Origin of the sequence: Streptococcus shenyangsis (genome assembly GCF_006385785.1) — a bacterium.
Classification (GTDB): Bacteria; Bacillota; Bacilli; order Lactobacillales; family Streptococcaceae; genus Streptococcus; species Streptococcus shenyangsis.
This window is the reverse complement of the sequence record NZ_VFSH01000008.1, coordinates 26,506-52,408: the sequence shown is the minus strand read 5'-3', so window position 1 is coordinate 52,408 and position 25,903 is coordinate 26,506. Positions and strand designations below refer to the sequence as shown.

Sequence of the window (25,903 nt, the reverse complement as noted above, 5' to 3'; positions counted from 1 at the left end):
ACAGTGTTTTGAGGTTGTGGATAGAACTGACGAAGTCAGTAACCATATCTACGACAAGCCGACGCTGACGTGGTTTGAAGAGATTTTTGAAGAGTATTAACGAGGTGGTAGTCCAAGGGCAATGCGGCCGTAGCGACTGATTCGTGTGATTTTCCAAGCAGGCGACCAGGTAACTTCAACCTTGACATCTTCGATACCCTCGATTTGTTTCAGACCTGCAACGATTTCGATAGGCAGACTTTCGGCACAATCGCAGGCTGTGTCAGTGAAGGTCATGACAATCTTGCAGAGACCTGTTTCATCCAGATTGATTTCATAAATCAGTCCTAGATTGTAAACATCCAATTCCACATCTGTATCAAAAACCTTCTCTAGTTTTTCGATAATTTGGTCTTGTAAGGCCAAAGCACGGTCATTGATTTTGATATCCTCTCTCATTACAGTCCCTCCACATGATAAATATCCTCTATTTTCTCATAATTCTGACAATTTGGCAAGTTTTTGATGGATTTTCTGAAAAAATATGATAATATAAAGAAAAGACTAAATTAAGGGGAAGCCTATGGAGCAGATTGGAAAAGTCTTTAGACAATTACGAGAGTCAAGAAATATCTCGCTGAGACAAGCAACTGGGGGACAATTTTCGCCGTCCATGTTATCCCGCTTTGAAACAGGTCAGAGTGAGCTTTCGGTAGAAAAATTTCTATTTGCCCTAGAAAATATATCTGCTAGTGTGGAGGAAATACTCTTTCTGGCGAGAGGTTTTCAGCATGATACAGATTCTGAGTTGAGAAAAGAAATCATAGATGTCTTGAATCCAAAGAATATAGCTCCGCTTGAGGACTTGTATCGCAAGGAGTATCAAAAGCATGCCCATTCTCAAAACAAACAGAAACATATTCTAAATGCCATTATTATCAAGTCTTATATGAAGAGCATGGATGAAAGGGTGGAGTTAACAGTAGAGGAAGGGAAAGTTCTTCATGATTATTTGTTTTCTACCGAGATTTGGGGGATCTATGAACTCAATTTATTTTCAGTCAGTTCACTATTTCTATCTGTTTCTCTTTTTACTAGATATGTACGAGAAATGGTCCGCAAATCTGATTTTCTAATGGAAATGTCTGGCAATCGAAACCTTTTTCACACTATACTATTGAATGGCTTTTTAGCCAGCATTGAGTGTGAAGAATTTACCAATGCCTCTTATTTTAAACGTGTTATCGAAGAGCATTTCTACAATGAAAATGAGACCTATTTCCGAATTGTCTATTTGTGGGCGGAAGGTCTCCTTGATAGCAAGCAAGGTAGAGTCAAGGAAGGCCAGAAAAAGATGGAAGATGCTGTCCATATTTTTGAGATGCTTGGTTGTGACAAATCTGCGGATTACTATAGAAAAACTCTCGATTCTTGAATATCTGCAAACTAAGAAAATCATTTGAAATTTGAAGCGATAGAACTTTTGACTACTCGCAGGTCATCAAAGAGATTTTATCGTTGCTTTGCTTATTTTGTGTGTTGCATATATTCAAAAAAATTTCTCGCTAATTCATAAGTGCTATACTATGGTCATACTTCATATTGAACTTATAACAAGAAGGGAGATTATCTATGAAACTATTGTTTAGAAATCAAGCTTATCGACTCTTGACTTTGTCACGATTCTTCAATGCTTTTGGTGCTTCAATTTTTAATCTGGTCTTTATCGTCTATGCATCGACCTTGCCACAAGCATCTTTTGCGGTTGCTATGGCGAATATTGTCATGATTCTTCCGACTTTCTTTACAGTTTTTGTAGGAATTCGGGCAGATTATACGAGGGCCAAGGTCAAATGGATGGTCTATAGTGGTTTGTTTCAGGCGATTTTATTTTTTCTAGCAGCTTTAGTTGTCCAGCAAGCTAGTATATTTGCCTTTTCTAGCCTGTGTTTAATCAATGTCATTAGTGATGTCATCAGTGATTTTGCAGGTGGCTTGCGCATGCCTCTTATTAAGGAAAAAGTAGCTGAAGAGGATTTGATGGAGGCTTATTCTTTTTCCCAGTTCATCACCTATATTTCAGCTATTGGTGGTCAAGCTTTTGGAGTCTGGCTCTTAGGTCTATCGGTTAACAATTTTTCCCTCGTTGCGGGAATCAATGCCTGCTTTTTCCTAGTATCAGCCTCTATTCTCTTTTTAGGAAAAAGCAAATTAAGCCTGTCACTTTCAGCTGCTGATGGTAAATCACTAAAAAATGAGAAGCTATCTATCAAAGAGCAGTTCCTAACGATTTATCGAAATTTACGTCTTGTTTTTCTTAAAGGTGGACAGAAAAACTTTGGCTTTATGCTCTTTGCTGTCTTGCTTATCAATGCTTTGGGTGGCGCTTTAGGAAGCATCTATAACATCTTCTTTTTGAGCCATTCTCTTTTGGACTTTTCTTACACAGAGGCATTATTTATCAGTCAATTCTGTGCTTTGTTAGCAATCATCATCAGTAGCCTTACGGGCAATGATTATTTTGGGAAGCAGTCCTTGCCTAGATTGATGATGTGGGTGACCGTAGGACTCAGTCTAGTTGGTCTAGCTAATTTATTCAATCAAGTCGTACTTGGTTTACTATTTATCTGTTCAACTCTGTATGTGTCTGCTAAAGTTCAACCAAAGATTAGTGCCTTGCTCCTGAAAAATCTAGCTCCAGAGGTTCTAGCTCGTACCAGTAATTTTTTAGGTTTATTGTTTACCTTATCCATACCTGTGGGAACAGCTTGTTTTTCACTTGTAGCTGTATGGAATATACAGTTGACTTGGATGCTATTTGTTGGTCTCTCCTTGATAGCTATTCTTTTGACAGTTATTAATCTCAAAAATGATATCTAATACTCTTCGAAAATCTCTTCAAACCACGTCAACGTTGCCTTGCCGTAGATATGTTACTGACTTCGTCAGTTCTATCCACAACCTCAAAACACTGTTTTGAGCAACCTGCGGCTAGTTTTCTAGTTTGCTCTTTGATTTTCATTGAGTATAAATCCTAATTTTATTCATACTGTTTTAATCCCTCTATTTATGGTAAAATAAGACTATTAAGTTTAAAGAGGACACCCTATGAAATTACAAAAACCAAAAGGAACGCAGGATATTTTACCTGCTGAATCTGCCAAGTGGCAGTACGTTGAGGGCTTTGCCCGTGAAATTTTCAAGCGCTATAACTACGCAGAAGTGCGCACGCCTATTTTTGAGCATTACGAGGTTATCAGTCGCTCTGTCGGAGATACAACGGATATCGTAACCAAGGAAATGTACGACTTCTATGATAAGGGTGACCGTCATATCACCCTCCGTCCAGAAGGAACTGCGCCCGTTGTCCGTTCTTATGTGGAAAATAAACTCTTTGCCCCAGAAGTGCAAAAGCCAAGCAAGTTCTACTATATGGGACCTATGTTCCGTTATGAGCGTCCACAGGCAGGGCGTTTGCGCCAATTCCACCAGATTGGTGTTGAGTGTTTTGGCTCTAGCAATCCAGCTACCGATGTAGAAACAATCGCGATGGCAGCCCATTTCTTGAAAGAAATCGGTATCCAAGGTGTCAAATTGCACCTTAACACTCTTGGAAATCCTGAGAGCCGTGCGGCCTACCGTCAAGCCTTAATTGACTATTTGACACCGCTCAAGGAGACCTTGTCCAAGGATAGCCAACGTCGTTTGGAGGAAAATCCTCTCCGTGTCTTGGACTCTAAGGAAAAAGAAGACAAGGTGGCAGTAGAGAATGCACCGTCTATCTTGGACTTCCTTGATGAAGAAAGCCAAGCCCACTTTGATGCTGTGCGTCAGATGTTGGAAAATCTTGGAGTAGACTACATCATCGATACCAATATGGTGCGTGGTCTGGACTACTACAATCACACTATTTTCGAGTTTATCACTGAGATTGAGGGCAATGACTTGACAGTCTGTGCGGGTGGTCGCTACGATGGTTTGGTTGCCTACTTTGGTGGACCAGAAACTGCTGGCTTTGGTTTTGGACTAGGTGTAGAGCGCCTGCTTCTCATTCTTGAAAAGCAAGGTGTGGCCCTCCCTATCGAAAACGCCCTAGATGTTTATATCGCAGTCTTGGGTCAAGGAGCAAATGTCAAGGCCTTGGAGTTGGTGCAAGCCATTCGCCAACAAGGTTTCAAAGCAGAGCGTGATTATCTCAACCGTAAGCTCAAAGCTCAGTTCAAGTCAGCCGATGTCTTTGCGGCTAAGACCCTCATCACCCTAGGAGAGAGTGAAGTCGAAAGCGGACAAGTGACGGTCAAGAACAATCAAACACGAGAAAAAGTGCAAGTGTCACTTGAAACAATCAGCCAAAACTTCTCAGAAATCTTTGAAAAACTAGGCTTTTAATAGTAGAAAAACTGGTCAGAGAACTACTCTGACCTTTTTCTTTTGCAAAATGACAAAAATCATAAACTTTTTGACAAATATGCTTGTCAAAAAGAAAAAGATGTGTTACAATAAATTCAAGTTAAGAAATAGGAATCAGAAAGGAGCTATGATGTGGGTAGTATTTATACTATTTATGATTTTCTTTTATTCTAATAATTCTAAAAAAATCAAGAAACTAGAGAATAAAATCAAAAAGCTTGAGCGAAAAGAGAAAGGAAATATAGAAATGTCAAGATTATTGCAAGAATTAATTGGGAAAAATCCAACAATCGTTGGACAAGTGTTTGGAACATCTTTATGGGAAGTTGTGGATGTTGATGAGGAATGGGTCAAACTACGTAGTGTTGATAAAGAGGGGAAAGAAAAATTCAAGTTGCAACGTATTGAGGATATCCAAACCGTTGAATTTGATGGAGAGTAGGTGTGTAACATGCAACTAAAAAATCGTCTAAAAGAGCTTCGGGCTCGCGATAGTCTCAATCAAACCGACCTAGCCAAGCTGGCAGGGGTTTCCAGACAGACCGTTAGCCTACTAGAACGGGACGAATACACCCCGTCCGTTGTGATTGCCCTGAAAATATCTCAGATTTTCAACGAAACAGTCGAATCGGTATTTCGCTTAGAGGAGGATGAGTGATGAAAAAGTACAAAGTAATCTATTATGTAGTTGCCATAGCTCTATTAGTCAGCGTATTTCTACTGATTGGGATAGACTTAGGCTGGTTTAATCCCTATCAAAGCGACCAATTTATTTGGGCCTACTTTGCTCTTATCCCAGTCGTTGACTGGATTGAAAAGAAAGTAAACAATTTAGCAAGTGAAAAAGGAGAATGAATATGAAAAAGAAAAAGAAAGGTGGATTGTTATTTTTGATGTCTATTGTCTTGGGAGGTTTCTTGGGCATGTTTGTAGGGATGTTTAAGGCAGATGCCGAATCCAATGGAATTATGTTAGATGTAAAACCCTTGATACCATGGCTATCAGCTATCAGTTTACTACTAGCCGTCATTATTCTTTTTTTGACTTTCAATTTCCTAAAGAAAAGCAGAAAATTTCATTCCTTGTATCGAGAGGAAATGGATGATGATCTGAATGAAACCTATTATGTGCAGATGTATCGGAATCTCGAGTTTGGAACCATTGCTTTTAATATTGCAAGCGTAGCAATTTCATTGTCTATTTTTCTCTCATTAAATGAAGTGGTTATATTGCATACAGACCACCAAACATTTTCCCTCTCTTTCTTAGTCTTTGTGCTATCCTTAATCGCTCAAAAATCTCTTTTTAAAACAATTGCGATTGTGCGTCAGTTTGATTTGGCTCTTTTCTCTACACCAAAGGATGTCTTGGACTATATAAATTCCTATGATGAAGGGGAGCGCCAGGCTAATTTGGAACAGAGTTTTCGAATTTTATTCCAATTAAACCAATATGTCTTACCAGCCTTATATGTTTTTCTTATTATCATTTCTTTCTTGACAGGAGAGATTCAGTTACTAGCCTTCTTGCTTGTTGGAGCTATCCATATTTATATCAATGTGATGCAGTTACCTATGGTAAAACGCTATTTCAAATAAAGGAGTTTCTATGATTCGTGTTGAAAATGTAAGCAAAAGTTTTGGGAGCAAAAAAGCTCTTCATCAGATTTCTTTTGAGATTAAGGAAGGTGAAATCTTTGGTTTTCTTGGCCCTTCTGGCTCAGGTAAAACAACCATGATCAATGTCTTGACAGGTCAGTTGGCTGCAGATCAAGGTAAAACAGTTTTGTTAGGCAAGAACTCTCAAGATTTAACCTCAAATGATTTGGAACAAATTGGTATTGTTAGTGATGGCAGTGGCTTTTATGAAAAGATGAGTCTTTACAAAAATCTGCTCATTTACGCTAAGTTATATGGTCTCAAGTCAGATAGAGTAAATCAGGTGCTCCAACAGGTTGGATTGGCAGATGCTAAAGATATTATCGCAGAAAAACTATCTACAGGAATGAAACAACGAATGTTCTTGGCTCGTGCCCTTCTGAATGCTCCTAAGATTCTCTTTCTAGATGAGCCAACCAGTGGCTTAGACCCTACAACATCCAAGATGATTCATACCCTACTTCAAGAATTAAAGCAGGCGGGGACAACTATCTTTCTGACCACGCACGATATGAATGAAGCAACTCTGCTTTGTGATCGCTTATCTCTTTTGAATAAGGGAAACTTAATAGAGTATGGAAGTCCGCAAGATATCATCCAGAAGTACCATGTGGATAAGAAAGTACGTGTGGTTTATAATGATGGACGAGAACAGATAGTTCCATTTGAAGAATTGCCACATTTAGACACGACAGATTTGATGGTGGTTCACTCTTGTGAGCCGACTTTAGAAGAAATCTTTATCAGATTGACAGGAGAAAAGTTAGATGTTTAGAAAATTAAATGCCCTACTATGGTTAAGATTACAAGTTCTTATCAGCAATTCAACTTTATTGGCGAGTCTATTGATGCCTTTTGGTACTGCTATTCTATATAATGAATTTTCAAATAAGGATGGACAATTGAGCCTATTTTTACTATCTGCTAGCTTGACGATGGTCTTGAGCATGGGAAGTGGTTATATGGTATCGATTATGATGGCAGAAGATAAGGAAAAGCGCAATCTTAAATCACTCATCCTAAGTGGTGTGACAGCAACAGAATATACTATTAGTATGCTCGTTCTTCCTATGTTGATTATGTTGCTTGGAATGATTTTACTACCAATCTATCTTAAAGTAGATGTATCAGGTTACCTATTTGCCTATGTTATCTATTTGGTCTTAGCAACTATTAGTGTTATTTTTCTCAACCTTCTAATCGGTGCGGTGTCAGATACTCAATCTAAAGCGCAAGTTTATAGTATCTTCCCTATGTTAATTGTCTCTTTTTTACCTATGATTGCTCTTCAAAATGATACGGTTCAAAAAGTGTTGGATTACTCGTTCATCGGTCCTATTGTAAATCTTTTAAATAAAAAAGGTGGGGAAATATCTTTTTCTAACATCGGTATGTTACTTGCCTGGGTACTTGTGTTAGGAATAGCAAACCTCTTTGTATTGAAAAACAGCTATAAAGCAAGATAGGAGAACTTTATGAAACTACTTAAAAACCTTGGCTGGTTTCTTCTAGCCATTCTATCCTTTGTGTTTATCTATGGTACCGTTCAGAGTGGGGCTGTAGAAGCTTTGAATCTAGGCGCTTCACCCTATGCTACTACCTTACTCTATGTGGCCTTGGCTGGAGTATATGTGTACGTCATTTATAAATGGTACCAGAAAGCTCCTGTCCATATTGAGAAGAGTGGGTTTAACCGATTTATTTGGCTCCCTGCCTTGGTTTGGTTCTTATCTCTTGTCGTTCAATTTTTCCTACCAAATGATCCTTCAGTAAATCAGCAAATAGCGACAGACTTGACCTTGTCTCAACCACTCTTCTCCTTCTTTGCTATTAATATTTTTGCTCCTTTGACGGAAGAACTCATCTTTAGAGGGATGTTAGCACGCTATCTCTTTCCTAAGCAGGACAATAGCAAACAAACTCTGCTTTTCCTTCTGGTATCGAGTGTTCTGTTTGCTTTGATTCATTCTCCAGGAACTTTGCAACAGTTTTTAGTTTATGCTAGTCTTGGTTTTAGCTTGGGCTTGGCTTATATTAGCAGAAAAGGTCTGGTCTACAGTATTTCTCTCCACGCTTTGAATAATTTAATCGGCTTTTTGATGATACTCATGTTATAATAGAGTCAGGAGGTCACATGAAACGAGTAATTTTATTAGCAGTGATTCAAGCAGTCGTTCTATTTTTCATCATTGGAGCGCTAGCTTATGCCTTTAAGGGCGATTTCTTCTACAACTATCTAGCAGTTGTCTTTGCCCCTATTGCAGGTGTCTTGCGTTTTGGGACGGCTTACATAACGGAAATTGTCTTGCCTCGAAAGGCAGCTGAAATCGCTGAAAAGCGTAAAGCAGGCAAAAATTCAAAATAAAAGAGTCCGATGAAGTTCATCGGATTTTTGTATGGACGCTAATTTTTAGGGTCGTCACTGGATTTTTAAAGACTGACAAACTTTTCTGATGATTTTCATGAAGAGCTTGTGCTTTTATGGTAAAATAGTAACAGAATAAAAGAGGAGAGAAACAATGAAACGTAGTATGTATGCTGGTCGTGTTCGTGAGGAACACATCGGACAAGAAATAACCTTGAAAGGATGGGTAGGCCGTCGTCGTGACCTTGGTGGTTTGATCTTTATCGATCTTCGTGACCGTGAAGGAATCATGCAGTTGGTTATCAACCCTGAAAAAGTATCTGCAGAGGTTATGGCAACAGCTGAAAGCCTTCGTAGTGAATTTGTTATCGAGGTGACTGGCCAGGTCGCTGCGCGTGAACAAGCCAATGATAAGTTGCCAACTGGTGTAGTTGAGTTAAACGTGACAGCTCTGACAGTGCTTAATATAGCTAAAACAACACCATTTGAGATTAAGGATGGGATTGAGGCCAATGACGATACGCGTTTGCGTTACCGTTACCTTGACCTTCGCCGTCCAGAAATGTTGGAAAATCTTAAACTTCGTGCTAAGGTGACCCACTCTATCCGTAATTACTTGGATGAGTTGGAGTTTATCGACGTGGAGACACCATTCCTTTCTAAGTCAACACCTGAAGGGGCGCGTGACTATTTGGTACCGTCTCGTGTTAATAAAGGGCATTTTTATGCTCTTCCTCAAAGTCCACAAATTACTAAGCAATTGTTGATGAATGCTGGTTTTGACCGCTACTACCAAATCGTCAAATGTTTCCGTGACGAGGACTTGCGTGGAGACCGCCAGCCTGAATTTACTCAGGTCGACTTGGAAACGTCTTTCCTTACTGAGCAAGAAATCCAAGATATCACAGAAGGCTTGATTGCGCGCGTGATGAAGGAAACCAAAGGTATCGAAGTGACGCTTCCATTCCCTCGTATGAAGTATGATGACGCTATGGCTCTTTACGGTTCTGACAAGCCAGATACTCGTTTTGACATGTTGCTTCAGGACTTGACAGCAGTGGTCAAAGGTGTAGACTTTAAAGTCTTTTCAGAAGCACCTGCTGTAAAAGCCATTGTGGTCAAAGGAGCTGCGGACAACTACTCACGTAAAGACATCGACAAGATGACTGAAGTAGCCAAACAGTACGGTGCCAAAGGTCTTGCTTGGGTCAAGGTTGTTGATGGAGAATTAAACGGACCAGTTGCTAAGTTCTTGACTAGTATCCAAGCAGAATTGACAGCAGCACTTGCGCTTGAGGATAAGGACTTGGTTCTCTTTGTGGCAGATACGCTTGAGGTAGCCAATGCAACTCTCGGTGCCCTTCGTGGACGTATTGCCAAAGAGCTTGGTTTGATTGATAGCGATAAATTCAACTTCCTTTGGGTGGTTGACTGGCCAATGTTTGAATGGTCTGAAGAAGAAGGTCGCTACATGAGTGCCCACCATCCATTCACGCTTCCACAGGAAGAAACTGCTCACGAATTAGAAGGTGATTTGGCTAAGGTTCGTGCCATTGCTTACGATATCGTCTTGAACGGTTATGAGCTTGGTGGTGGTAGCCTTCGTATAAACCAAAAAGACCTTCAAGAACGCATGTTCAAGGCTCTTGGTTTCTCAGCCGAAGAAGCAAATGACCAGTTTGGCTTCCTTCTTGAAGCCATGGACTATGGTTTCCCACCACACGGTGGCTTGGCTATCGGGCTTGACCGCTTTGTCATGTTGCTTGCAGGAGAAGAAAATATTCGTGAAGTCATTGCTTTCCCTAAAAACAATAAGGCAAGTGACCCAATGACACAAGCTCCTTCAACAGTAGCTCTCAAACAACTAGAGGAACTCAGCTTACAAGTAGAAGAAGATGAAACAAGCAAAACGAATTAAGCGGTGGCGCTATTATCTGCGCCGCTTTGCTCATCAGATAAAAATTTTACGTGTCTTACAAAGCATCTCTCGCGAAAAATATGATGAGAAAATTTCGGCCTCTCTGGTCTATGGTTTTTTATCAGCAGTGGCGGTCAATTTCTTTTTCCAACCAGGACATGTGTATTCGAGTGGTGCGACAGGTCTGGCACAGATTATCTCTGCTTTGAGTAATCACTGGTTTGGTTTTCATATTCCGATTTCATTGGCTTTCTACGCTATTAATTTCCCTTTGATGGTCTTAGCTTGGTATCAGATTGGCCATAAGTTCACCATCTTTACCTTTATCACGGTGTCCATGAGTTCCTTCTTTATCCAGTTTGTCCCTGTGGCGACCTTGATGGAGGATCCCATTATCAATGCCCTTTTTGGGGGTGTTGTCATGGGCTTGGGGATTGGTTTTGCTCTTCGCAACAATATCTCCAGTGGTGGGACGGATATCGTCAGCCTGACCATTCGCAAGAAAACGGGTAAGAATGTTGGTAGTATTTCTTTCTTGGTAAATGGGACTATCATGCTGATAGCTGGTTTGACCTTTGGTTGGAAATACGCTCTCTACTCTATGATTACCATCTTTGTCTCTAGCCGTGTGACAGACGCTGTCTTTACCAAGCAAAAACGGATGCAGGCTATGATTGTGACCAATCATCCAGAGAAGGTAATTGAAAAAATCCATAAAAAATTGCACCGCGGAGCCACCATGATCCACGATGCAGAAGGAACCTATAATCACGAGAGAAAGGCAGTTTTAATTACTGTCATTACACGTGCAGAGTTTAATGAATTTAAACAGATTATGAAACAGGTGGATCCAGGCGCCTTTGTCTCTGTATCGGAGAATGTTCATATTTTGGGACGGTTCGTTGAAACAGATAATTAATGACCAAAAAAACCAGCTCGAGCTGGTTTTTATTTTTCAATAATTTTGTGGGCAATCAACTGACGGTAACAAATTTGCTTATTGCTTTTAGCATCGTTGATAATTTGGAGGATAGTTTCAAGGGAAACACGACCAAGTTCTAGGCTATTGATATCAACATAGGCCGCCAAGTTGAGCTTGGGATTGACCGAGTCAAAGCTGAGAACAGGGACATCCAGTTGGTACTTAGCAATATAGTCACAGACCCCTTCGGCTAGGAGACTATCGGTTGTGATGATAGCATCGATTTGTGGGTCATGCTGAAAGAGAAGCTGACTAAATTGATATCCTTTTTCCTCTAGAAATTCATTTGCAAAGTAGGTCAGATTGTCATCAAGAGGCAGTTGGTATTGCTTGAGTGCTGACTCATAGCCTGTTAAACGGTCTTGTGTAACGAAGAGTTTCTTAGAACCTCCGATAAAGGCAATTCGTTTGCATCCTTTTTTGATGAAATATTCGGTTGCATCAAAACCAGCTTGGGCATTGTCATTATCGACAAGAGGGATAAAGGGTGAAATAGATTTTCCTAGAATGAGGAAGGGGAACTGCTCTTCAGCCACCAATTTGACCAAGGGATCTTCCTCTTCAGCATAAAGGAAAATCAAACCATCCACACGTTTACCGTAAACCATTTGTGAAATAGCTTTAAGGCGTTCTTTTTCATCTTTACCTGTTGCTATCTGAATGGCATAGTGGTTTTCAGATGCGACTTGAGAGATGCCACGTAGGACTGATGGAAAGAAAGGATTCTGGTAGAAGGCATCTGAGTCGTCAGGAAGGACCAAGCCGATAACTTGGGTATAACTGCTTACCAAACTACGAGCATTAAGGTTAGGGTGGTAATTGAGCTCCTTCATAGCCTTGCGAACGCGTTTTTTTGTTTCGTCGCTAATGGTTGATTTGTTTTGAATAACACGGGTTACGGTTGAAGGCGAAACACCAGCAGCCTTGGCCACGTCTTTAATCGTAACGGGCATAAAAATCTCCTATTTATGGTAATCTGGATCACGGAAATGCGTTTTATAAAAGATAGTGACCAGATACAGAACAAAAAGAATGTTTTGTACAGTAATGAGAGTTGTCATATTTTGGCCAAAGAGTCCCAAAATAAGCGTAATCAGAGTTGGTAATCCTAAACAGTTCAAGATAAAATGGTAGCACTCTTTAAAGGTCCTAAATGAAAAGAGGCGTGATTTCTTAGTGATATAAAGGAGAAGACTCGCTCCTAGAGAGACGATAAAGAAATTCAAACCAAATAGGAAGCTTGCACCGAGAACTAGGAAGAGACTGATATAGACACGATTCTGCTGGTACCAGTCTTTAGAAATTGCTTGGGTCAAGCTATCTTTACTTTTGAAACTCTCAGTCTCAATCGCTCGGTAAGAGATGCGTGTCAGCTCTTTACTTTCCTTGCTGATGACCAGTTCTTTTGTATCGAAATGCAGTTGCAAGTCCTTAGGTAATTCCTTGCTTGGGCTTGGACCGATTACAATAGAAGGCGCTTGACTAGCTGTTCCTGTATAAGTTAACTTACCATCAACAATTCTAGCATGCTCAGAGAAATCCTGGACAACCTTATCCGTCAGAGGTTCATAGACATTATCGATAAAGGTTTCTAGCGGATAAGTATCCTGGGAGCTGTTTTGAATAGCAATGGGTACCATAGACAAGCTGATAAGGAAGATACTGGTAAAGAGCAGTTGAAACCAGTTGAGTCCGAAACGTTTGGACAGGGGCTTACGAAATCCCCAAATACTTGAAAAATATGAAAATGGATATGGAAGCATTTGTATCTTTCTAAAAGGTGTTTTCTATATGAGTATTATTATATAGAGAAATGTGCTTTATTTCAAGTCTAGGGGGTAAATTGCTTGTTGTTAGTATATATTTTGTAACAATAAGAAAAGGGTGGCGGGGATAGATTATCCCTTGTCGCCACCACTTGTAAGTCCTGAAACAAAGTTCTTTTGTAGGAAGAAGAAGAGAATACAGATTGGAAGGGCGATGAGGATAGCACCTGCTGAGAAGTAGGCAATCTTCATGTTTTTCACATTGTTAACGAAGGTTTGGAGACCAACGGCAACAGTAAAGTATTCTTTCTCACGAAGCAAGAAACTAGAGAGGATATAGTCTCCGAAAGGTCCCATGAAGGCCCAGAGAGCTTGCACAGCAATCATTGGGCGAACAAGTGGGAGAACAATTTGCCAGAAGCGGCGGAAGTGTCCTGCACCGTCTAGTTTTGCGGATTCATCTAGAGACATTGGCACTGTATCGAAGTAACCTTTCATGAGCCAAGCATTCATCGGGATACCACCACCAACATAAAGGAAGATGAGGAACCAGCTGTGGTTAAGGGCGTTCAACATAAGTGCCATAACGAAGAAGGCTGTCAAAGCGGCCATGGTTGGCACCATTTGGATAATCAAGAAGAAGACCAAACTTTGTTTACGAGCCAAGAAGTTGTAACGGCTATAGGCATAACCAGCAAGTACGATGATACTTGTTTGAACAGCCATAGTAATTAAGGCGATAATCAAAGTGTTGAGGTACCAAGTACCGTACAAGGTTTCAGAGAAGAGCCCTTGGAAGTTAGCAAAACTAAAGTCAACGTTGCTGTCTAGTTTAAAGGCTACTACGTTACCAGTCTTGAAGGCTGACATGATAGTAATCAACAGTGGATAGATAATCACGATTGAAAGGCCAATCAAGTAGAGGTAAGTAAGGGTTTGAGTCAGTCTACGTTTGAGTTTGATTGAGTTATTCATCTTAGACGTCCTCCATATCAAATGCGTGTAGTTTCTTGAATGCGATCATAGAGATTGAGATGACAATGATAGAGATAATCAAGGTAACAGCTGCCGCCATAGAGTATTGAGGAGATGTACCTGTTGTCAGACGGTAGATCCATGAGATCAAGATATCGGTTGAACCAGCTCCACCACCGACACTACCAGGTCCTCCAGCATTAAAGAGGTACATGATAGAGAAGTTGTTAAAGTTGAAGGTGTATTGGCTAATCAAAGTAGGTGCCGCAACAGCCAAGATCATTGGGAAAGTGATGTTGCGGAATTTTTGCCAAGCATTGGCACCATCAATATAAGCCGCTTCGTAAAGGTCGTTAGGAATAGATTGCAAGATACCCAAAGTCAAAACGTAGATGTATGGGAATCCAAGCCAACCTTGCATCATAATCAAGGCAATCTTAGTCCAAGTTGGGTCTGTTTTCCAAGGAATAAGAGCCCCATCAAGGAAAGGAAGGAATTTAGCCAGGATTGGCAATACTTGAGTGTTGATAGCTCCGACACTATCGTTAAACATGTTTGAGAATGTCAAGATAGTGATGAAGGCTGGGACAGCCCAAGGAAGAAGGAAAATAACACCAAAGATACGTTTTCCTTTGATAAATGGTTGGTTAGCAATGATAGCTGTGAAGATACCGATGACGATCTGTAAAGTTGAGGCAGCCAAAGCCCAGATGATGGTCCAAGAAAGAACGGCACCAAAGGCAGAACGGAAGGTACTCAAGCTCCAGATATTCGTAAAGTTGGTCAAACCAACCCAGTCCAACAATTTGTTTGGTGGCAAGTGCTGGAAGTCGTAGTTGGTAAAGGCAATCATCAAGGTTACGATAACTGGGAAGATAATCGCAAAAGTCATGGCAACATAAGATGGAATGATCAAGAGGTAAGGGAAGCCATTTTCATAGATTCCTTTGATCATATCTTTTAGCGTAAGTGGTACTGGAATTCCATTGTTAATACGTTTTGCGATTGTATGTGCATCTTTAATATTTGAGAAATAAAAGAGCACATAAACGACTACAAAGATTAAATGGAAGGCACCACGAATCAGCATAAAGAGTGAATTGTCACGACCTGGCTTGTCACCAAGAGTGATGAGATTGCTTAATTCAGGGGCTGCAAGTGCTAGGAAATAAAGGACAAATACGATGGTTACACCAAGGAAGATAAAACCTTTGGCTTTTTGTTTATTGTAAATCTGTCCTAACCCAGGAATGATAGACAGCAGGGCTGCTTTACTAGGTTGTTGCTTTTCCATAATAACTCCTTTCATAGGATACTGGTTTCTAATCAAAACCTAAACTATATATGTTTTTCTATTGATAAATTCAAAGGGGGATTTGAATTCCACCCCCCTTGAACAAATTTTTTATTCACCAAATTTTTGTTTGATTGTTTCTTTAATCAATGTTACAGCATCGTTAGCAGCTGTTTTAGCGTCTTTCTTACCGCTTACAGAGTCAAAGAGCATGTTAGCAGCTGGTTCCCAAACTGCAGACATTTGAGAGATGTTTGGCATTGGTTGAGCGTTCTTGAACTGTTTGATAACAGCTGTTGTCAACTCATCGTTTTTACCTTCAGCGTATGAACGAGCTTCAGTGTTAGCTGGGATTTCGTTAGTTTTATCGTAGAAGGCTTTTTGTTGTTCAGTTGAAACAAGGAAGTCTACAAATTTTTGTGCTCCTTCAAGGTTCTTAGTGCTTGATGGGATGATCCAAGCTTTACCACCACCGAATGCTGCGTAGTCTTTTCCGTTTGGAAGAGTTGGGATAGTTGCAACACCGTAGTTTACTTTAGCATCTTTGAAGGCTTGAGCTTTCCAAGGTCCATCGATAATAGCAGCTGTTTTACCTTCTTGGAATTGAGTTTGGATTAAGTTTCCAGCAGCTGTACCATCTTGCATACCTTTAGGCCATTTTTCGTACCAAGATTTAGCATAGTTGATACCTGCGATAGAACCGTCGTTTGCAAGACCGATGTCTTTAGCGTCTTTACCGTTTTGTCCGAATACGTAAGCACCGTTACCAGCAAGAAGTCCGTATGCAAAGTAGAAGTTTGTCCAGTCAGCTAGGAAAGCAGAAGTTTTTCCATCTTCTCCAGCGAATGCGTATTTGCTATCTTTAGCAAGGTTTTCTAAGTCAGCAAAAGTTTTTGGAGCTTCTTTTACCAAGTCTTTGTTGTAGTACATAACAAGTGACTCGATAACGGCAGGAGCACCGTAAACTTTACCGTCAGCAGCTGTTACAAGAGATTTAGTTTTATCATCTGTTTTAGCGCCGTCGCTCAATTTAACTTCTGAAAGTTGTCCGTCAGTACCAAGGCTACCTACACGGTCGTATGGTGCCATCATAACGTCAGCAGCTTGACCTGATTGGTTGTCAAGAGAAAGTTTGTCAAGACCACCAAGTTGGTCACCAGATTTGATGTTAACTTTTGTTCCTGACTCTTTTTCGTAAGCTTTAGCAACTGTTTCAGCGAAAGCTTTGTATTGGTCTTCAACGTAAAGAGTGATTTCTTTCCCTGCAGATGAACCAGCATCAGCAGCTTTTTCAGCAGGTTTGCTTCCACAAGCTACCAAAAGCAAGCTAGCAAGTGTAACAGTTCCAAGCACAGTAGCGCTCTTCATGAATTTAGATGACATAGTGTATTCCTCCTAAAGAATAACAAATTTTATAATGAGGAAACGCAAACGTTTTCCTTTATGGGACTAGTATAACACAATCAGAAAGCGGTTGCAAGTGTTTTTTATAAAAAAAATAAAAAAATTGTAGAAAATGGTAAACGCTTAATCGTCGTATAAATAGTAGAAAATCTTAAAAATCGGTTTTGTTTCAAATTTAAAAAAGTTGAGAAAACGATTGCCTAATTTACAAATGGAAAGTAGAGAGAATTCTCACTTTATTTTTGCTTAAGTAAGATAAGTGAAACCCTTATTCCTATTTTGTTTGTTTCCTGAAAGGATATATATACGAGTAAGAAGAAAAAATTTTTAAAAAATAATCAAAAAAGTTATTTAAAACCGCTTGCATTTATCAAGAAAATGAGATATACTAATCATAGCGCAAACGTTTGCGTTCGTAAAAATGTAATATCTAACTATAAACACATGAGGTGCTTATTATGAAAAAACGTCAAAGTGGTGTGTTGATGCACATTTCTTCTCTTCCAGGAGCATACGGAATCGGATCATTTGGTAAAAGTGCTTACGACTTCGTTGATTTTTTGGTTCGCACAAAACAACGTTACTGGCAAATCCTTCCATTAGGAACAACTAGTTATGGAGACTCTCCTTACCAATCTTTCTCAGCCTTCGCAGGGAACACTCATTTTATCGATTTAGATATCTTGGTGGAACAAGGTTTGTTGCAAGCAAGTGACCTTGAAGGGGTTGACTTTGGTAGCGATGCGTCTGAAGTTGATTATGCGAAAATCTACTATGCACGTCGTCCTCTTTTAGAAAAAGCGGTAAAACGTTTCTTGGAAGTAGGAGATGTTAAAGATTTTGAGAAATTTGCTCAAGACAACCAATCATGGCTTGAACTCTTTGCAGAGTATATGGCTATTAAAGAAAATTTTGACAATCTTGCTTGGACTGAATGGCCAGATGCAGATGTTCGTGCTCGTAAAGCTTCAGCACTTGAAAGCTACCGTGAGCAATTGGCAGACAAGTTGGTTTACCACCGTGTGACTCAATACTTCTTCTTCCAACAATGGTTGAAATTGAAAGCTTACGCTAACGACAATCACATCGAAATCGTTGGGGACATGCCAATCTACGTAGCGGAAGATTCAAGCGATATGTGGGCAAATCCACATCTCTTCAAGACAGATGTCAACGGTAAGGCGACTTGCATCGCAGGATGCCCACCAGATGAGTTTTCTGCAACTGGTCAGCTTTGGGGTAACCCAATCTATGACTGGGAAGCAATGGACAAAGACGGCTATAAATGGTGGATTGAACGCTTGCGTGAAAGCTTCAAAATCTACGATATCGTTCGTATCGACCACTTCCGTGGGTTCGAATCTTACTGGGAAATCCCTGCTGGTTCTGATACAGCAGCACCTGGTGAATGGGTCAAAGGTCCTGGCTACAAGCTTTTTGCAGCCGTTAAGGAAGAACTTGGTGAGCTAAACATCATCGCTGAAGACCTTGGTTTTATGACAGACGAAGTTATCGAATTGCGTGAACGTACTGGCTTCCCAGGAATGAAGATTCTTCAATTTGCTTTCAACCCAGAAGACGAAAGCATCGATAGCCCACACTTGGCACCTGCTAACTCAGTTATGTACACAGGAACACACGATAACAATACGGTTCTTGGTTGGTACCGTAACGAGATCGATGATGCGACTCGTGAATACATGGCTCGCTACACTAACCGTAAAGAATACGAAACAGTGCCACATGCTATGCTTCGTACAGTCTTTTCATCAGTTAGCTTCATGGCAATTGCAACTATGCAAGATTTGCTAGAATTAGATGAGACAGCTCGTATGAACTTCCCATCTACTCTTGGTGGAAACTGGTCTTGGCGTATGACTGAAGATCAATTGACACCAGCTGTCGAGGAAGGCTTGCTTGACTTGACAACAATCTATCGCCGAATCAATGAAAATTTGGTAGATTTAAAGAAATAATACAATATCAGGAGACACCTTAAACATGTTATCACTACAAGAATTTGTACAAAATCGTTACAATAAAACCATTGCAGAATGTAGCAATGAAGAGCTTTACCTTGCTCTTCTTAACTACAGCAAGCTTGCAAGTAGCAAAAAACCAGTTAACACTGGTAAGAAAAAAGTTTACTACATCTCAGCTGAGTTCTTGATTGGTAAACTTTTGTCAAACAACTTGATCAACCTTGGTCTTTACGACGATGTTAAAAAAGAACTTGCAGCTGCAGGTAAAGACTTGATTGAAGTTGAAGAAGTTGAATTGGAACCATCTCTTGGTAATGGTGGTTTGGGACGTTTGGCTGCCTGCTTTATCGACTCAATTGCGACTCTTGGTTTGAACGGTGACGGTGTTGGTCTTAACTACCACTACGGTCTTTTCCAACAAGTTCTTAAAAACAACCAGCAAGAAACAATTCCAAACGCATGGTTGACAGAGCAAAACTGGTTGGTTCGCTCAAGCCGTAGCTACCAAGTGCCATTTGCTCACTTCACATTGACATCAACTCTTTACGATATCGATGTACCTGGTTACAAGACAGAAACTAAGAACCGCTTGCGTTTGTTTGACTTGGATTCAGTTGATTCTTCAATCATTAAAGATGGTATCAACTTTGATAAAACAGACATCGCTCGCAACTTGACTCTTTTCCTTTACCCAGATGATAGTGACCGTCAAGGTGAATTGCTCCGTATCTTCCAACAATACTTCATGGTTTCAAACGGTGCGCAATTGATTATCGAAGAAGCAATCGAAAAAGGAAGCAACTTGCATGACCTTGCTGACTACGCAGTTGTACAAATCAACGATACTCACCCATCAATGGTTATTCCTGAGTTGATCCGTCTTTTGACTGCTCGTGGTATCGAACTTGACGAAGCAATCTCAATCGTTCGTAGCATGACTGCCTACACTAACCACACAATCCTTGCTGAAGCCCTTGAAAAATGGCCTCTTGAATTCTTGCAAGAAGTGGTTCCTCACTTGGTACCAATCATCGAAGAATTGGACCGTCGTGTGAAAGCAGAATACAAAGATCCAGCTGTTCAAATTATCGATGAGAGCGGACGTGTTCACATGGCTCACATGGATATCCACTACGGATACAGCGTTAACGGGGTTGCAGCACTTCACACTGAAATCTTGAAAAATTCTGAGTTGAAAGCCTTCTACGACCTTTACCCAGAAAAATTCAACAACAAAACAAACGGTATCACTTTCCGTCGTTGGCTCATGCATGCTAACCCAAGATTGTCTCACTACTTGGATGAGATTCTTGGAGAAGGTTGGCACCATGAAGCAGATGAGCTTGAAAAACTTTTGTCTTATGAAGACAAAGTCGCTGTCAAAGAAAAATTGGAAAGCATCAAGGCTCACAACAAACGTAAATTGGCTCGTCACTTGAAAGAACACCAAGGTGTGGAAATCAATCCAAACTCTATCTTTGATATTCAAATCAAACGTCTTCACGAGTACAAACGCCAACAAATGAACGCTTTGTACGTGATCCACAAATACCTTGACATCAAAGCTGGTAACATCCCTGCTCGCCCAATCACAATCTTCTTTGGTGGTAAAGCAGCTCCAGCCTACACAATCGCTCAAGACATCATCCACTTGATCCTTTGCATGTCAGAAGTTATTGCTAACGATCCAGCAGTAGCTCCACACTTGCAAGTAGTTATGGTGGAAAACTACAACGTTACTGCAGCAAGCTTCCTTATCCCAGCATGTGATATCTCAGAACAAATCTCACTTGCTTCTAAAGAAGCTTCAGGTACTGGTAACATGAAATTCATGTTGAACGGAGCTTTGACTCTTGGTACTATGGACGGTGCTAACGTTGAAATCGCTGAGTTGGTTGGAGACGAAAACATCTACATCTTCGGTGAAGATTCAGAAACTGTTATCGACCTTTACGCAAAAGCAGCTTACAAATCAAGCGAATTCTACGCTCGTGAAGCTATCAAACCATTGGTTGACTTCATCGTTAGCGATGCAGTTCTTGCAGCTGGAAACAAAGAGCGCTTGGAACGTCTTTACAATGAATTGATCAACAAAGACTGGTTCATGACTCTTCTTGACTTAGAAGATTACATCAAAGTCAAAGAGCAAATGCTTGCTGACTATGAAGACCGTGACGCATGGTTGGATAAAGTCATCGTTAACATTTCTAAAGCAGGATTCTTCTCATCTGACCGTACAATCGCTCAGTATAACGAAGATATCTGGCACTTGAACTAATACTCTTCGAAAATCAAATTCAAACCACGTCAGCGTTGCCTTGCCGTACTCAAGTACAGCCTGCGGCTAGCTTCCTAGTTTGCTCTTTGATTTTCATTGAGTATAAGATACAAGATTTATACTAATACACTTTCCTATAAAGCGAATTTCGATTGAAATTCGCTTTTTTTTTAATGCTTGAGTAGAAATAGACCTCAGATACTTTATTGAAATGGGGCACTTATATAAGATAGTTGCTTAAAACTATTCGTTATAATTATTTTTTCTGAAAATTGTAGGAAAGTGTGTTAAAATGGAAACGTATACAAGTAGTTGTTTGAATGTCTAATTAGAATTTGAAGAGGCGCATTATGAGTAATTTAGAAATAGGGAAACGGATTCGCACTTTACGAACTGAAAAAGGACTGAGTAGAGAAGCCTTTTGTGGCGATGAAAAAGAACTTACTGTTCGTCAGTTGGGTCGAATTGAAACTGGAAATAATTTGCCCAGTTTAGCGAAACTAGATTATATAGCTGGAGTGCTAGAAATTCCGATATCTCAGTTAATTGATGAAGGCATGATAATTGTTCCTAAAGAGTATTTAAAACTAAAAACGAAATTGATTCGTCAGTCTATTCATGGAGATGAAGAAAAAATCCGCCAACGTGAGGCTATCTTTGAAGATATTCAGGAACATTTTTATGATCAACTCCCTGAGGATGAACAAATAGCAGTTGAAGTTTTACAAGCTATTGATGATGTGTATGTTTCTGAAAACTCTGAATTTGGAGAAGGTTTGATTGAGGAATACTTTGAGCAGTTACTTTTAAAAACAAATTATGACACCAATGATTTACTAATTTTACACCTATATTTTTTAAAGTGTACCTTGAATGCTAAGCCAATTGATAATGTATTTGAAAATATCTATGCTAACATCTTGGAGCAAACTAATTTCTCTGATGCCAACAATATTCATTTGATTCAAAGGGTTATTGTATCAATTGTTTTATATCACTTTAATATTGAATATTATGATTTAATGCCCCAAACGCTAAGTGCTGTACGAGAAATAATAGATGAAATCCAAGATTTTGCTTTACTACCTACAGTAGATTTTTTTGAAGCCAAATATTATATTCATACTAATCAGAATAAAGATCTTGCTTTGGACTACTATAATAAAGCAATAAACGGATCGAAATTATTAAATGATAAATCATTTAGGGATAGAGTAATAGAAGAAAAAAATAAGGATTTTCCATAATTTCAATTTAAAAACAGGACATAAATGTCAGTGGACATAAATGTCCTGTTTTTTTACTCTCATAAGGGATATACTGTTAGTGTAAATAAGTTAAGCAGAACGCAATGCTAGAAACATTACTATTTAACGGGATGTAGATTAGCAGGCGGGAGGAAAATATGGTAAAAACAATTGACTATTATATGGATGAAAAATTTGTCAAGAAGGACTATCTGATTATCAAAAATAGTCTAGATAGCAGACGCCTATGTAAAGTAACACTTGATGAGAAGCTACTAAAATTAGTTCTCTTGCTTCCAAATGAAATGAGAGAAATCAAAATGGACTCTAACTTAAAGCCTAGAATTAGAGTTGTTGACATAACCGATGGGAGTGAGTGAAGTTTCTAAAATACAATTTATCATTAGAAAGAGGTAATACAATGATTAAGGTAGAAAGAGTTACAAAGCGATTTGGAGATAATATTGCTTTAAATCAAATTAGTTTTTCAATAAACGAAGGAGAAATTTTTGGATTCCTAGGTCCATCTGGTTCAGGGAAAACAACAATGATCAATATTCTGACAGGACAGCTACAGGCTAACAGCGGAAAGACAGAATTATTAGGGAAAGATTCTCAAAAATTACTTCCGTCAGATTTTGAAGAGTTAGGTTTAGTAGGTGACACAAGTGGTTATTACGAAAAATTAAGTTTGTACAATAACTTGTTGCTATTTGCAAGACTATACGGAGTTTCAAAATCTCGAATTGAAGAAATTCTAAAACAAGTTGGTCTGTATGATAGTAAAGACACTCCAGCTGAGAAACTTTCTACAGGAATGCGTCAACGAATGCTTTTAGCTCGTGCTTTAATCAATTACCCTAAAGTTCTATTTTTAGACGAACCTACAAGTGGGTTAGATCCCACCACCTCAAAGAAGATTCACAAATTACTATAGGAGTTAAAGGAAAGAGGAACAACCATTTTCTTAACTACTCATGATATGAATGAGGCGACTTTATTATGTGATAACCTAGCTCTTTTGAATAAAGGTGATCTTATTGAACAAGGAAGCCCAAGCGAAATTATCCAAAAATACAACACGGAAAAAAAAGTTGCAGTAACTTATAGTGATTCTACTAAAAAGGTAGTGCGCTTTGAAGACTTGCAGCAAGAAGATTATAAAAAAATGATGACGATTCACTCATGTGAACCAACTTTAGAAGATATTTTTATTAAATTGACAGGAGAAAAATTAGATGTTTAAGAGAATTTTAGCCCTTATCTGGTTGAGGACACAAGTATTATTAACAAACAAAAACACTTTGGTACAAGTAGTATTCCCATTCTTTCTGGTTCTACTCTTCCAAAATTTTATGAATACAGATGGTACTCAAGGGAAAACACTATTGTATAGTTCTTTAACAATGGCATTCTCATTTTCTTCTGGGTCAATGATTTCAAACTCTATTGCAGAGGAAAAAGAAAAAAGAATTTTTAAAACACTCATTTTAAGCGGAGTTCGCCGTGGAGAATATCTTGTTTCCGTGTTGTTTTATCCTGTAATCTTTGCCTTGGCTGCAGTTATTTCTTTCCCTATTATGGTTGAAGTGGATTTCGCAAAAGATTATCCTGTATACCTTGTAGTAGCTTCTCTGGTAGCATTATGTACAATCCTCTTAAATTTAGTGATTGGAGCTATTTCAGAGACACAAACTCAGGCTCAGGTTTATGGTTTGATTCCAATGCTTGGTCTCTCATTCTTGCCAATGTTTTCTCAAGTTAGCTCAGAGATCAAGAAATTTATGGATACAACCTTCTTAGGAGTTTATGTAGATTTCTTTAATAAACCAGATTTCAAGTTGAATTTTGACAGTTTGGGAATCACTTTTGCTTGGGTTGTAGCATTACTTGCCCTTAGTTATTGGGGTTTAAAAAATAAAAAAAGAGTACAGTTTGGAAAACTAACAATTAATCAACTTCAAAAACTAACTTTTTTAAAGTTTAGTGTTAGTAAGTTTTGTAAGAAACCTAGTTTAAAACAGTAAACCAGCGCTTAAAATGCTGGTTTTTACTGTCTTCAACCTCATGTTTCTTCGTAGTTGATTACCTCACATCCCTTGTATTCGCTTACATAAAGTATTATAATATAATTGTAGGAAAGAAGGTGTTTTTATGTGGAAAAAATATTTTTCAAAATATAAATGGACGGATTTATTTTGGATTCTATTTGTTATTTTAACATGCCTCTATATAGGTAACCATGATTTGTTTCCTCTCAATCATCAAGAAATCTCGCTTCGAGGGAGTTTCTGGGGATTTGTACTTGCCTTATATCAATTGCTATTTATTGATAAGTTTATTATCTCGAATCGAAAATAAATATGAGGTATATGCCTGACTGGCTACTTTTAATATTGATTTTGGAGGAAGATTTTGTCTCTATTATTTATTATTTTAAATTTGTTTATCTTGTACAAGATCTATTCTTTGAGGCGAGAGAAATCGAAATACTTGATTTATACGGCCTATATCATATTTGGGGTAAATGTAATGTATGATATTCAATGGTTATTAAAAGAACTGGTTTCAAAGATTTCCACTTAATGTGTATAGAAACTCCAGCGATTTTTGCATAACAAAACGCATAAGATTAAGGTTTTAGCACCTGTTCTTATGCGTTTTTGTAATATTGAAGATTTTCGGTAAGTTTTCTACCTTTGCGAACTCTAGTTTAGATTGCTTTCCCAACCAAAATCTCTGCCTCAATGGTAATCTCTGTCAGTTGGCTCCAGTCAATCTTGCTCTGGTCGATGTGAAAGAGGAGCGGAGTCATACTGAGTAGGGCTTGGAGCTGATCTGCTGTGATAGTCTTAGTCAGAGAGGCCGTTTGGCTAGATAGGATGGTAAAGTGTTCTTGGAAATGATTTTTGATATCTTGGTTGGAATAGTTCTTGTTTGTAAGCTGGTCTTGTACCTTCTGACGGATTTCTTTGAGGTGATTTTTAGTTGGAATAACCTTTATCAAGATACCGTCTTTGGATAAAACGCGACGAAATTCTCCATAGTTGGCAGGTGAGAAGATATCAAGCAGGATATCCATGCTGGCGTCTTTTATAGGAAGACGAGCTAAGTCACCAACGAACCAATTGACTGCCCAGTTGGGTTCGCTCTTGGCAGCGATTTGGACGGAATCTTTGGAAATATCAAAGGCATAGAAGGTTTTGTCAGGATGACTTTCTTGGAGTTTGCGAGAATAGAATCCTTCGCCACAGCCGATATCTAAGACTGTGGTGCTAGTTTTTGATCTTGCAAGCAAGTCAGATACAGCATCTAAAATAGCTTGGTAAAAGCCGGCTTCTAGGATTTGTTGACGATTTTGAAAATTTTCCTTGTCGTAGTTGGTAGATTGCTTGATTTGAGGAGCTAGATTGACATAGCCGAATTTTGCTAGGTCAAAAGAATGGCGATTGCTACATTTGAGACTGCTCTCAACCAGAGTCAGCTTTTCTTGGCAGATAGGACAGGCAAAGGCAGTGGCAGAAGCAAAACGCTGAAGTTTGGGTTTGAGATTTGTATTCATAGTTTAAGTGTATCAAAAGAGGCAGATGAAAGCAACTTTAGGAATAAGTAGATGAGAGATTCAGTAGAAATAAAACTGATTCT

General features: G+C 39.2%; 26 protein-coding genes and 1 pseudogene. 20 read left to right on the top strand and 7 right to left on the bottom strand.

The features are described from left to right. Window positions 1–96: 96 nt before the first annotated feature. A complete protein-coding gene (locus FJR77_RS06975; RefSeq protein WP_001206380.1) occupies window positions 97–438 on the bottom strand; it encodes a metal-sulfur cluster assembly factor in 342 nt (113 codons plus the stop codon). A 124-nt stretch (window positions 439–562) separates the two neighbouring features. On the opposite strand from FJR77_RS06975, the gene FJR77_RS06965 reads away from it, so the two are divergent. From FJR77_RS06965 to FJR77_RS06905, 13 genes are all read left to right on the top strand, one after another. Beyond that, entirely contained in the window at window positions 563–1,414 is an 852-nt protein-coding gene (locus tag FJR77_RS06965; RefSeq protein ID WP_140834032.1) for a helix-turn-helix domain-containing protein, read from the top strand. Between the two features lie 197 nt (window positions 1,415–1,611). After that, on the top strand, window positions 1,612–2,859 hold the full coding sequence (locus FJR77_RS06960; protein WP_140834033.1) for an MFS transporter: 1,248 nt from the start codon (window positions 1,612–1,614) through the stop codon (window positions 2,857–2,859). A 228-nt stretch (window positions 2,860–3,087) separates the two neighbouring features. Further along, window positions 3,088–4,368: a histidine--tRNA ligase gene (gene hisS / locus FJR77_RS06955; protein ID WP_140834035.1), complete on the top strand. Its 1,281-nt coding sequence runs from the start codon at window positions 3,088–3,090 to the stop codon at window positions 4,366–4,368. A 49-nt stretch (window positions 4,369–4,417) separates the two neighbouring features. Beyond that, window positions 4,418–4,831 carry a hypothetical protein gene (locus FJR77_RS06950; protein WP_140834036.1) on the top strand — a complete coding sequence of 138 codons (414 nt, stop codon included), beginning with the start codon at window positions 4,418–4,420 and terminating at the stop codon, window positions 4,829–4,831. 9 nt (window positions 4,832–4,840) lie between these two features. Further along, the gene (locus FJR77_RS06945) at window positions 4,841–5,047 is read left to right on the top strand and encodes a helix-turn-helix transcriptional regulator (protein ID WP_140834037.1); all 207 of its coding nucleotides are present in this window, start codon (window positions 4,841–4,843) and stop codon (window positions 5,045–5,047) included. Beyond that, window positions 5,047–5,244 carry a hypothetical protein gene (locus FJR77_RS06940; protein ID WP_140834038.1) on the top strand — a complete coding sequence of 66 codons (198 nt, stop codon included), beginning with the start codon at window positions 5,047–5,049 and terminating at the stop codon, window positions 5,242–5,244. The genes FJR77_RS06945 and FJR77_RS06940 overlap by 1 nt, the downstream gene beginning before the upstream one ends. Continuing rightward, window positions 5,241–5,987: a DUF3169 family protein gene (locus FJR77_RS06935; RefSeq protein ID WP_140834040.1), complete on the top strand. Its 747-nt coding sequence runs from the start codon at window positions 5,241–5,243 to the stop codon at window positions 5,985–5,987. The genes FJR77_RS06940 and FJR77_RS06935 overlap by 4 nt, the downstream gene beginning before the upstream one ends. A gap of 10 nt (window positions 5,988–5,997) precedes the next feature. Next, window positions 5,998–6,822 (top strand): ABC transporter ATP-binding protein, encoded by an 825-nt coding sequence (locus FJR77_RS06930; RefSeq protein WP_000621677.1) that lies wholly within the window; start codon window positions 5,998–6,000, stop codon window positions 6,820–6,822. Continuing rightward, window positions 6,815–7,513 carry an ABC transporter permease gene (locus FJR77_RS06925; RefSeq protein WP_140834042.1) on the top strand — a complete coding sequence of 233 codons (699 nt, stop codon included), beginning with the start codon at window positions 6,815–6,817 and terminating at the stop codon, window positions 7,511–7,513. Before FJR77_RS06930 ends, FJR77_RS06925 begins: the two co-directional genes overlap by 8 nt. Before the next feature lie 9 nt (window positions 7,514–7,522). Further along, window positions 7,523–8,164, top strand: coding sequence for a CPBP family intramembrane glutamic endopeptidase (locus tag FJR77_RS06920; protein ID WP_140834043.1), 642 nt, complete (start codon window positions 7,523–7,525; stop codon window positions 8,162–8,164). 17 nt (window positions 8,165–8,181) lie between these two features. Continuing rightward, window positions 8,182–8,412, top strand: coding sequence for a hypothetical protein (locus FJR77_RS06915; protein WP_000832180.1), 231 nt, complete (start codon window positions 8,182–8,184; stop codon window positions 8,410–8,412). Between the two features lie 154 nt (window positions 8,413–8,566). Continuing rightward, window positions 8,567–10,330: an aspartate--tRNA ligase gene (gene aspS, locus FJR77_RS06910; protein WP_140834044.1), complete on the top strand. Its 1,764-nt coding sequence runs from the start codon at window positions 8,567–8,569 to the stop codon at window positions 10,328–10,330. Further along, entirely contained in the window at window positions 10,308–11,249 is a 942-nt protein-coding gene (locus FJR77_RS06905) for a YitT family protein (protein ID WP_140860093.1), read from the top strand. The genes aspS and FJR77_RS06905 overlap by 23 nt, the downstream gene beginning before the upstream one ends. A 29-nt stretch (window positions 11,250–11,278) precedes the next feature. On the opposite strand, the gene FJR77_RS06900 is transcribed toward FJR77_RS06905, so the two are convergent. The 5 genes from FJR77_RS06900 to FJR77_RS06880 form a co-directional block, all read right to left on the bottom strand. Beyond that, a complete protein-coding gene (locus tag FJR77_RS06900; protein WP_140860091.1) occupies window positions 11,279–12,265 on the bottom strand; it encodes a LacI family DNA-binding transcriptional regulator in 987 nt (328 codons plus the stop codon). Window positions 12,266–12,274: 9 nt separating this feature from the next. Then, the gene (locus FJR77_RS06895; protein ID WP_140834048.1) at window positions 12,275–13,075 is read right to left on the bottom strand and encodes a DUF1189 domain-containing protein; all 801 of its coding nucleotides are present in this window, start codon (window positions 13,073–13,075) and stop codon (window positions 12,275–12,277) included. A gap of 135 nt (window positions 13,076–13,210) precedes the next feature. Beyond that, window positions 13,211–14,053: a sugar ABC transporter permease gene (locus FJR77_RS06890; RefSeq protein WP_042900152.1), complete on the bottom strand. Its 843-nt coding sequence runs from the start codon at window positions 14,051–14,053 to the stop codon at window positions 13,211–13,213. Between the two features lies 1 nt (window position 14,054). After that, complete coding sequence (locus tag FJR77_RS06885; protein ID WP_000414958.1) at window positions 14,055–15,347, bottom strand: carbohydrate ABC transporter permease; 1,293 nt, start codon at window positions 15,345–15,347, stop codon at window positions 14,055–14,057. A gap of 111 nt (window positions 15,348–15,458) precedes the next feature. Beyond that, complete coding sequence (locus FJR77_RS06880; protein ID WP_140834049.1) at window positions 15,459–16,730, bottom strand: extracellular solute-binding protein; 1,272 nt, start codon at window positions 16,728–16,730, stop codon at window positions 15,459–15,461. A 479-nt stretch (window positions 16,731–17,209) separates the two neighbouring features. Here FJR77_RS06880 and malQ point away from each other — a divergent pair, with 479 nt between their 5' ends. From malQ to FJR77_RS10465, 7 genes and pseudogenes are all read left to right on the top strand, one after another. Next, a complete protein-coding gene (gene malQ / locus FJR77_RS06875) occupies window positions 17,210–18,727 on the top strand; it encodes a 4-alpha-glucanotransferase (protein WP_140860088.1) in 1,518 nt (505 codons plus the stop codon). 25 nt (window positions 18,728–18,752) lie between these two features. Then, window positions 18,753–21,011: a glycogen/starch/alpha-glucan family phosphorylase gene (gene glgP, locus FJR77_RS06870; protein ID WP_140834051.1), complete on the top strand. Its 2,259-nt coding sequence runs from the start codon at window positions 18,753–18,755 to the stop codon at window positions 21,009–21,011. A 350-nt stretch (window positions 21,012–21,361) separates the two neighbouring features. Next, window positions 21,362–22,258: a helix-turn-helix domain-containing protein gene (locus tag FJR77_RS06860; RefSeq protein ID WP_140834053.1), complete on the top strand. Its 897-nt coding sequence runs from the start codon at window positions 21,362–21,364 to the stop codon at window positions 22,256–22,258. 158 nt (window positions 22,259–22,416) lie between these two features. Next, the gene (locus FJR77_RS06855; protein WP_033679542.1) at window positions 22,417–22,638 is read left to right on the top strand and encodes a hypothetical protein; all 222 of its coding nucleotides are present in this window, start codon (window positions 22,417–22,419) and stop codon (window positions 22,636–22,638) included. Between the two features lie 41 nt (window positions 22,639–22,679). Continuing rightward, window positions 22,680–23,504, top strand: a pseudogene (locus FJR77_RS06850) (ABC transporter ATP-binding protein). Then, on the top strand, window positions 23,497–24,285 hold the full coding sequence (locus tag FJR77_RS06845; RefSeq protein ID WP_140834054.1) for an ABC transporter permease: 789 nt from the start codon (window positions 23,497–23,499) through the stop codon (window positions 24,283–24,285). Before FJR77_RS06850 ends, FJR77_RS06845 begins: the two are co-directional and overlap by 8 nt. Window positions 24,286–24,412: 127 nt before the next feature. Then, window positions 24,413–24,619, top strand: a complete 207-nt coding sequence (locus FJR77_RS10465) for a hypothetical protein (RefSeq protein ID WP_033679545.1) — start codon at window positions 24,413–24,415, stop codon at window positions 24,617–24,619. Between the two features lie 352 nt (window positions 24,620–24,971). Here FJR77_RS10465 and FJR77_RS06835 read toward each other — a convergent pair whose 3' ends face one another. Next, a complete protein-coding gene (locus FJR77_RS06835; RefSeq protein WP_140834055.1) occupies window positions 24,972–25,820 on the bottom strand; it encodes a putative RNA methyltransferase in 849 nt (282 codons plus the stop codon). Window positions 25,821–25,903: the final 83 nt, after the last annotated feature.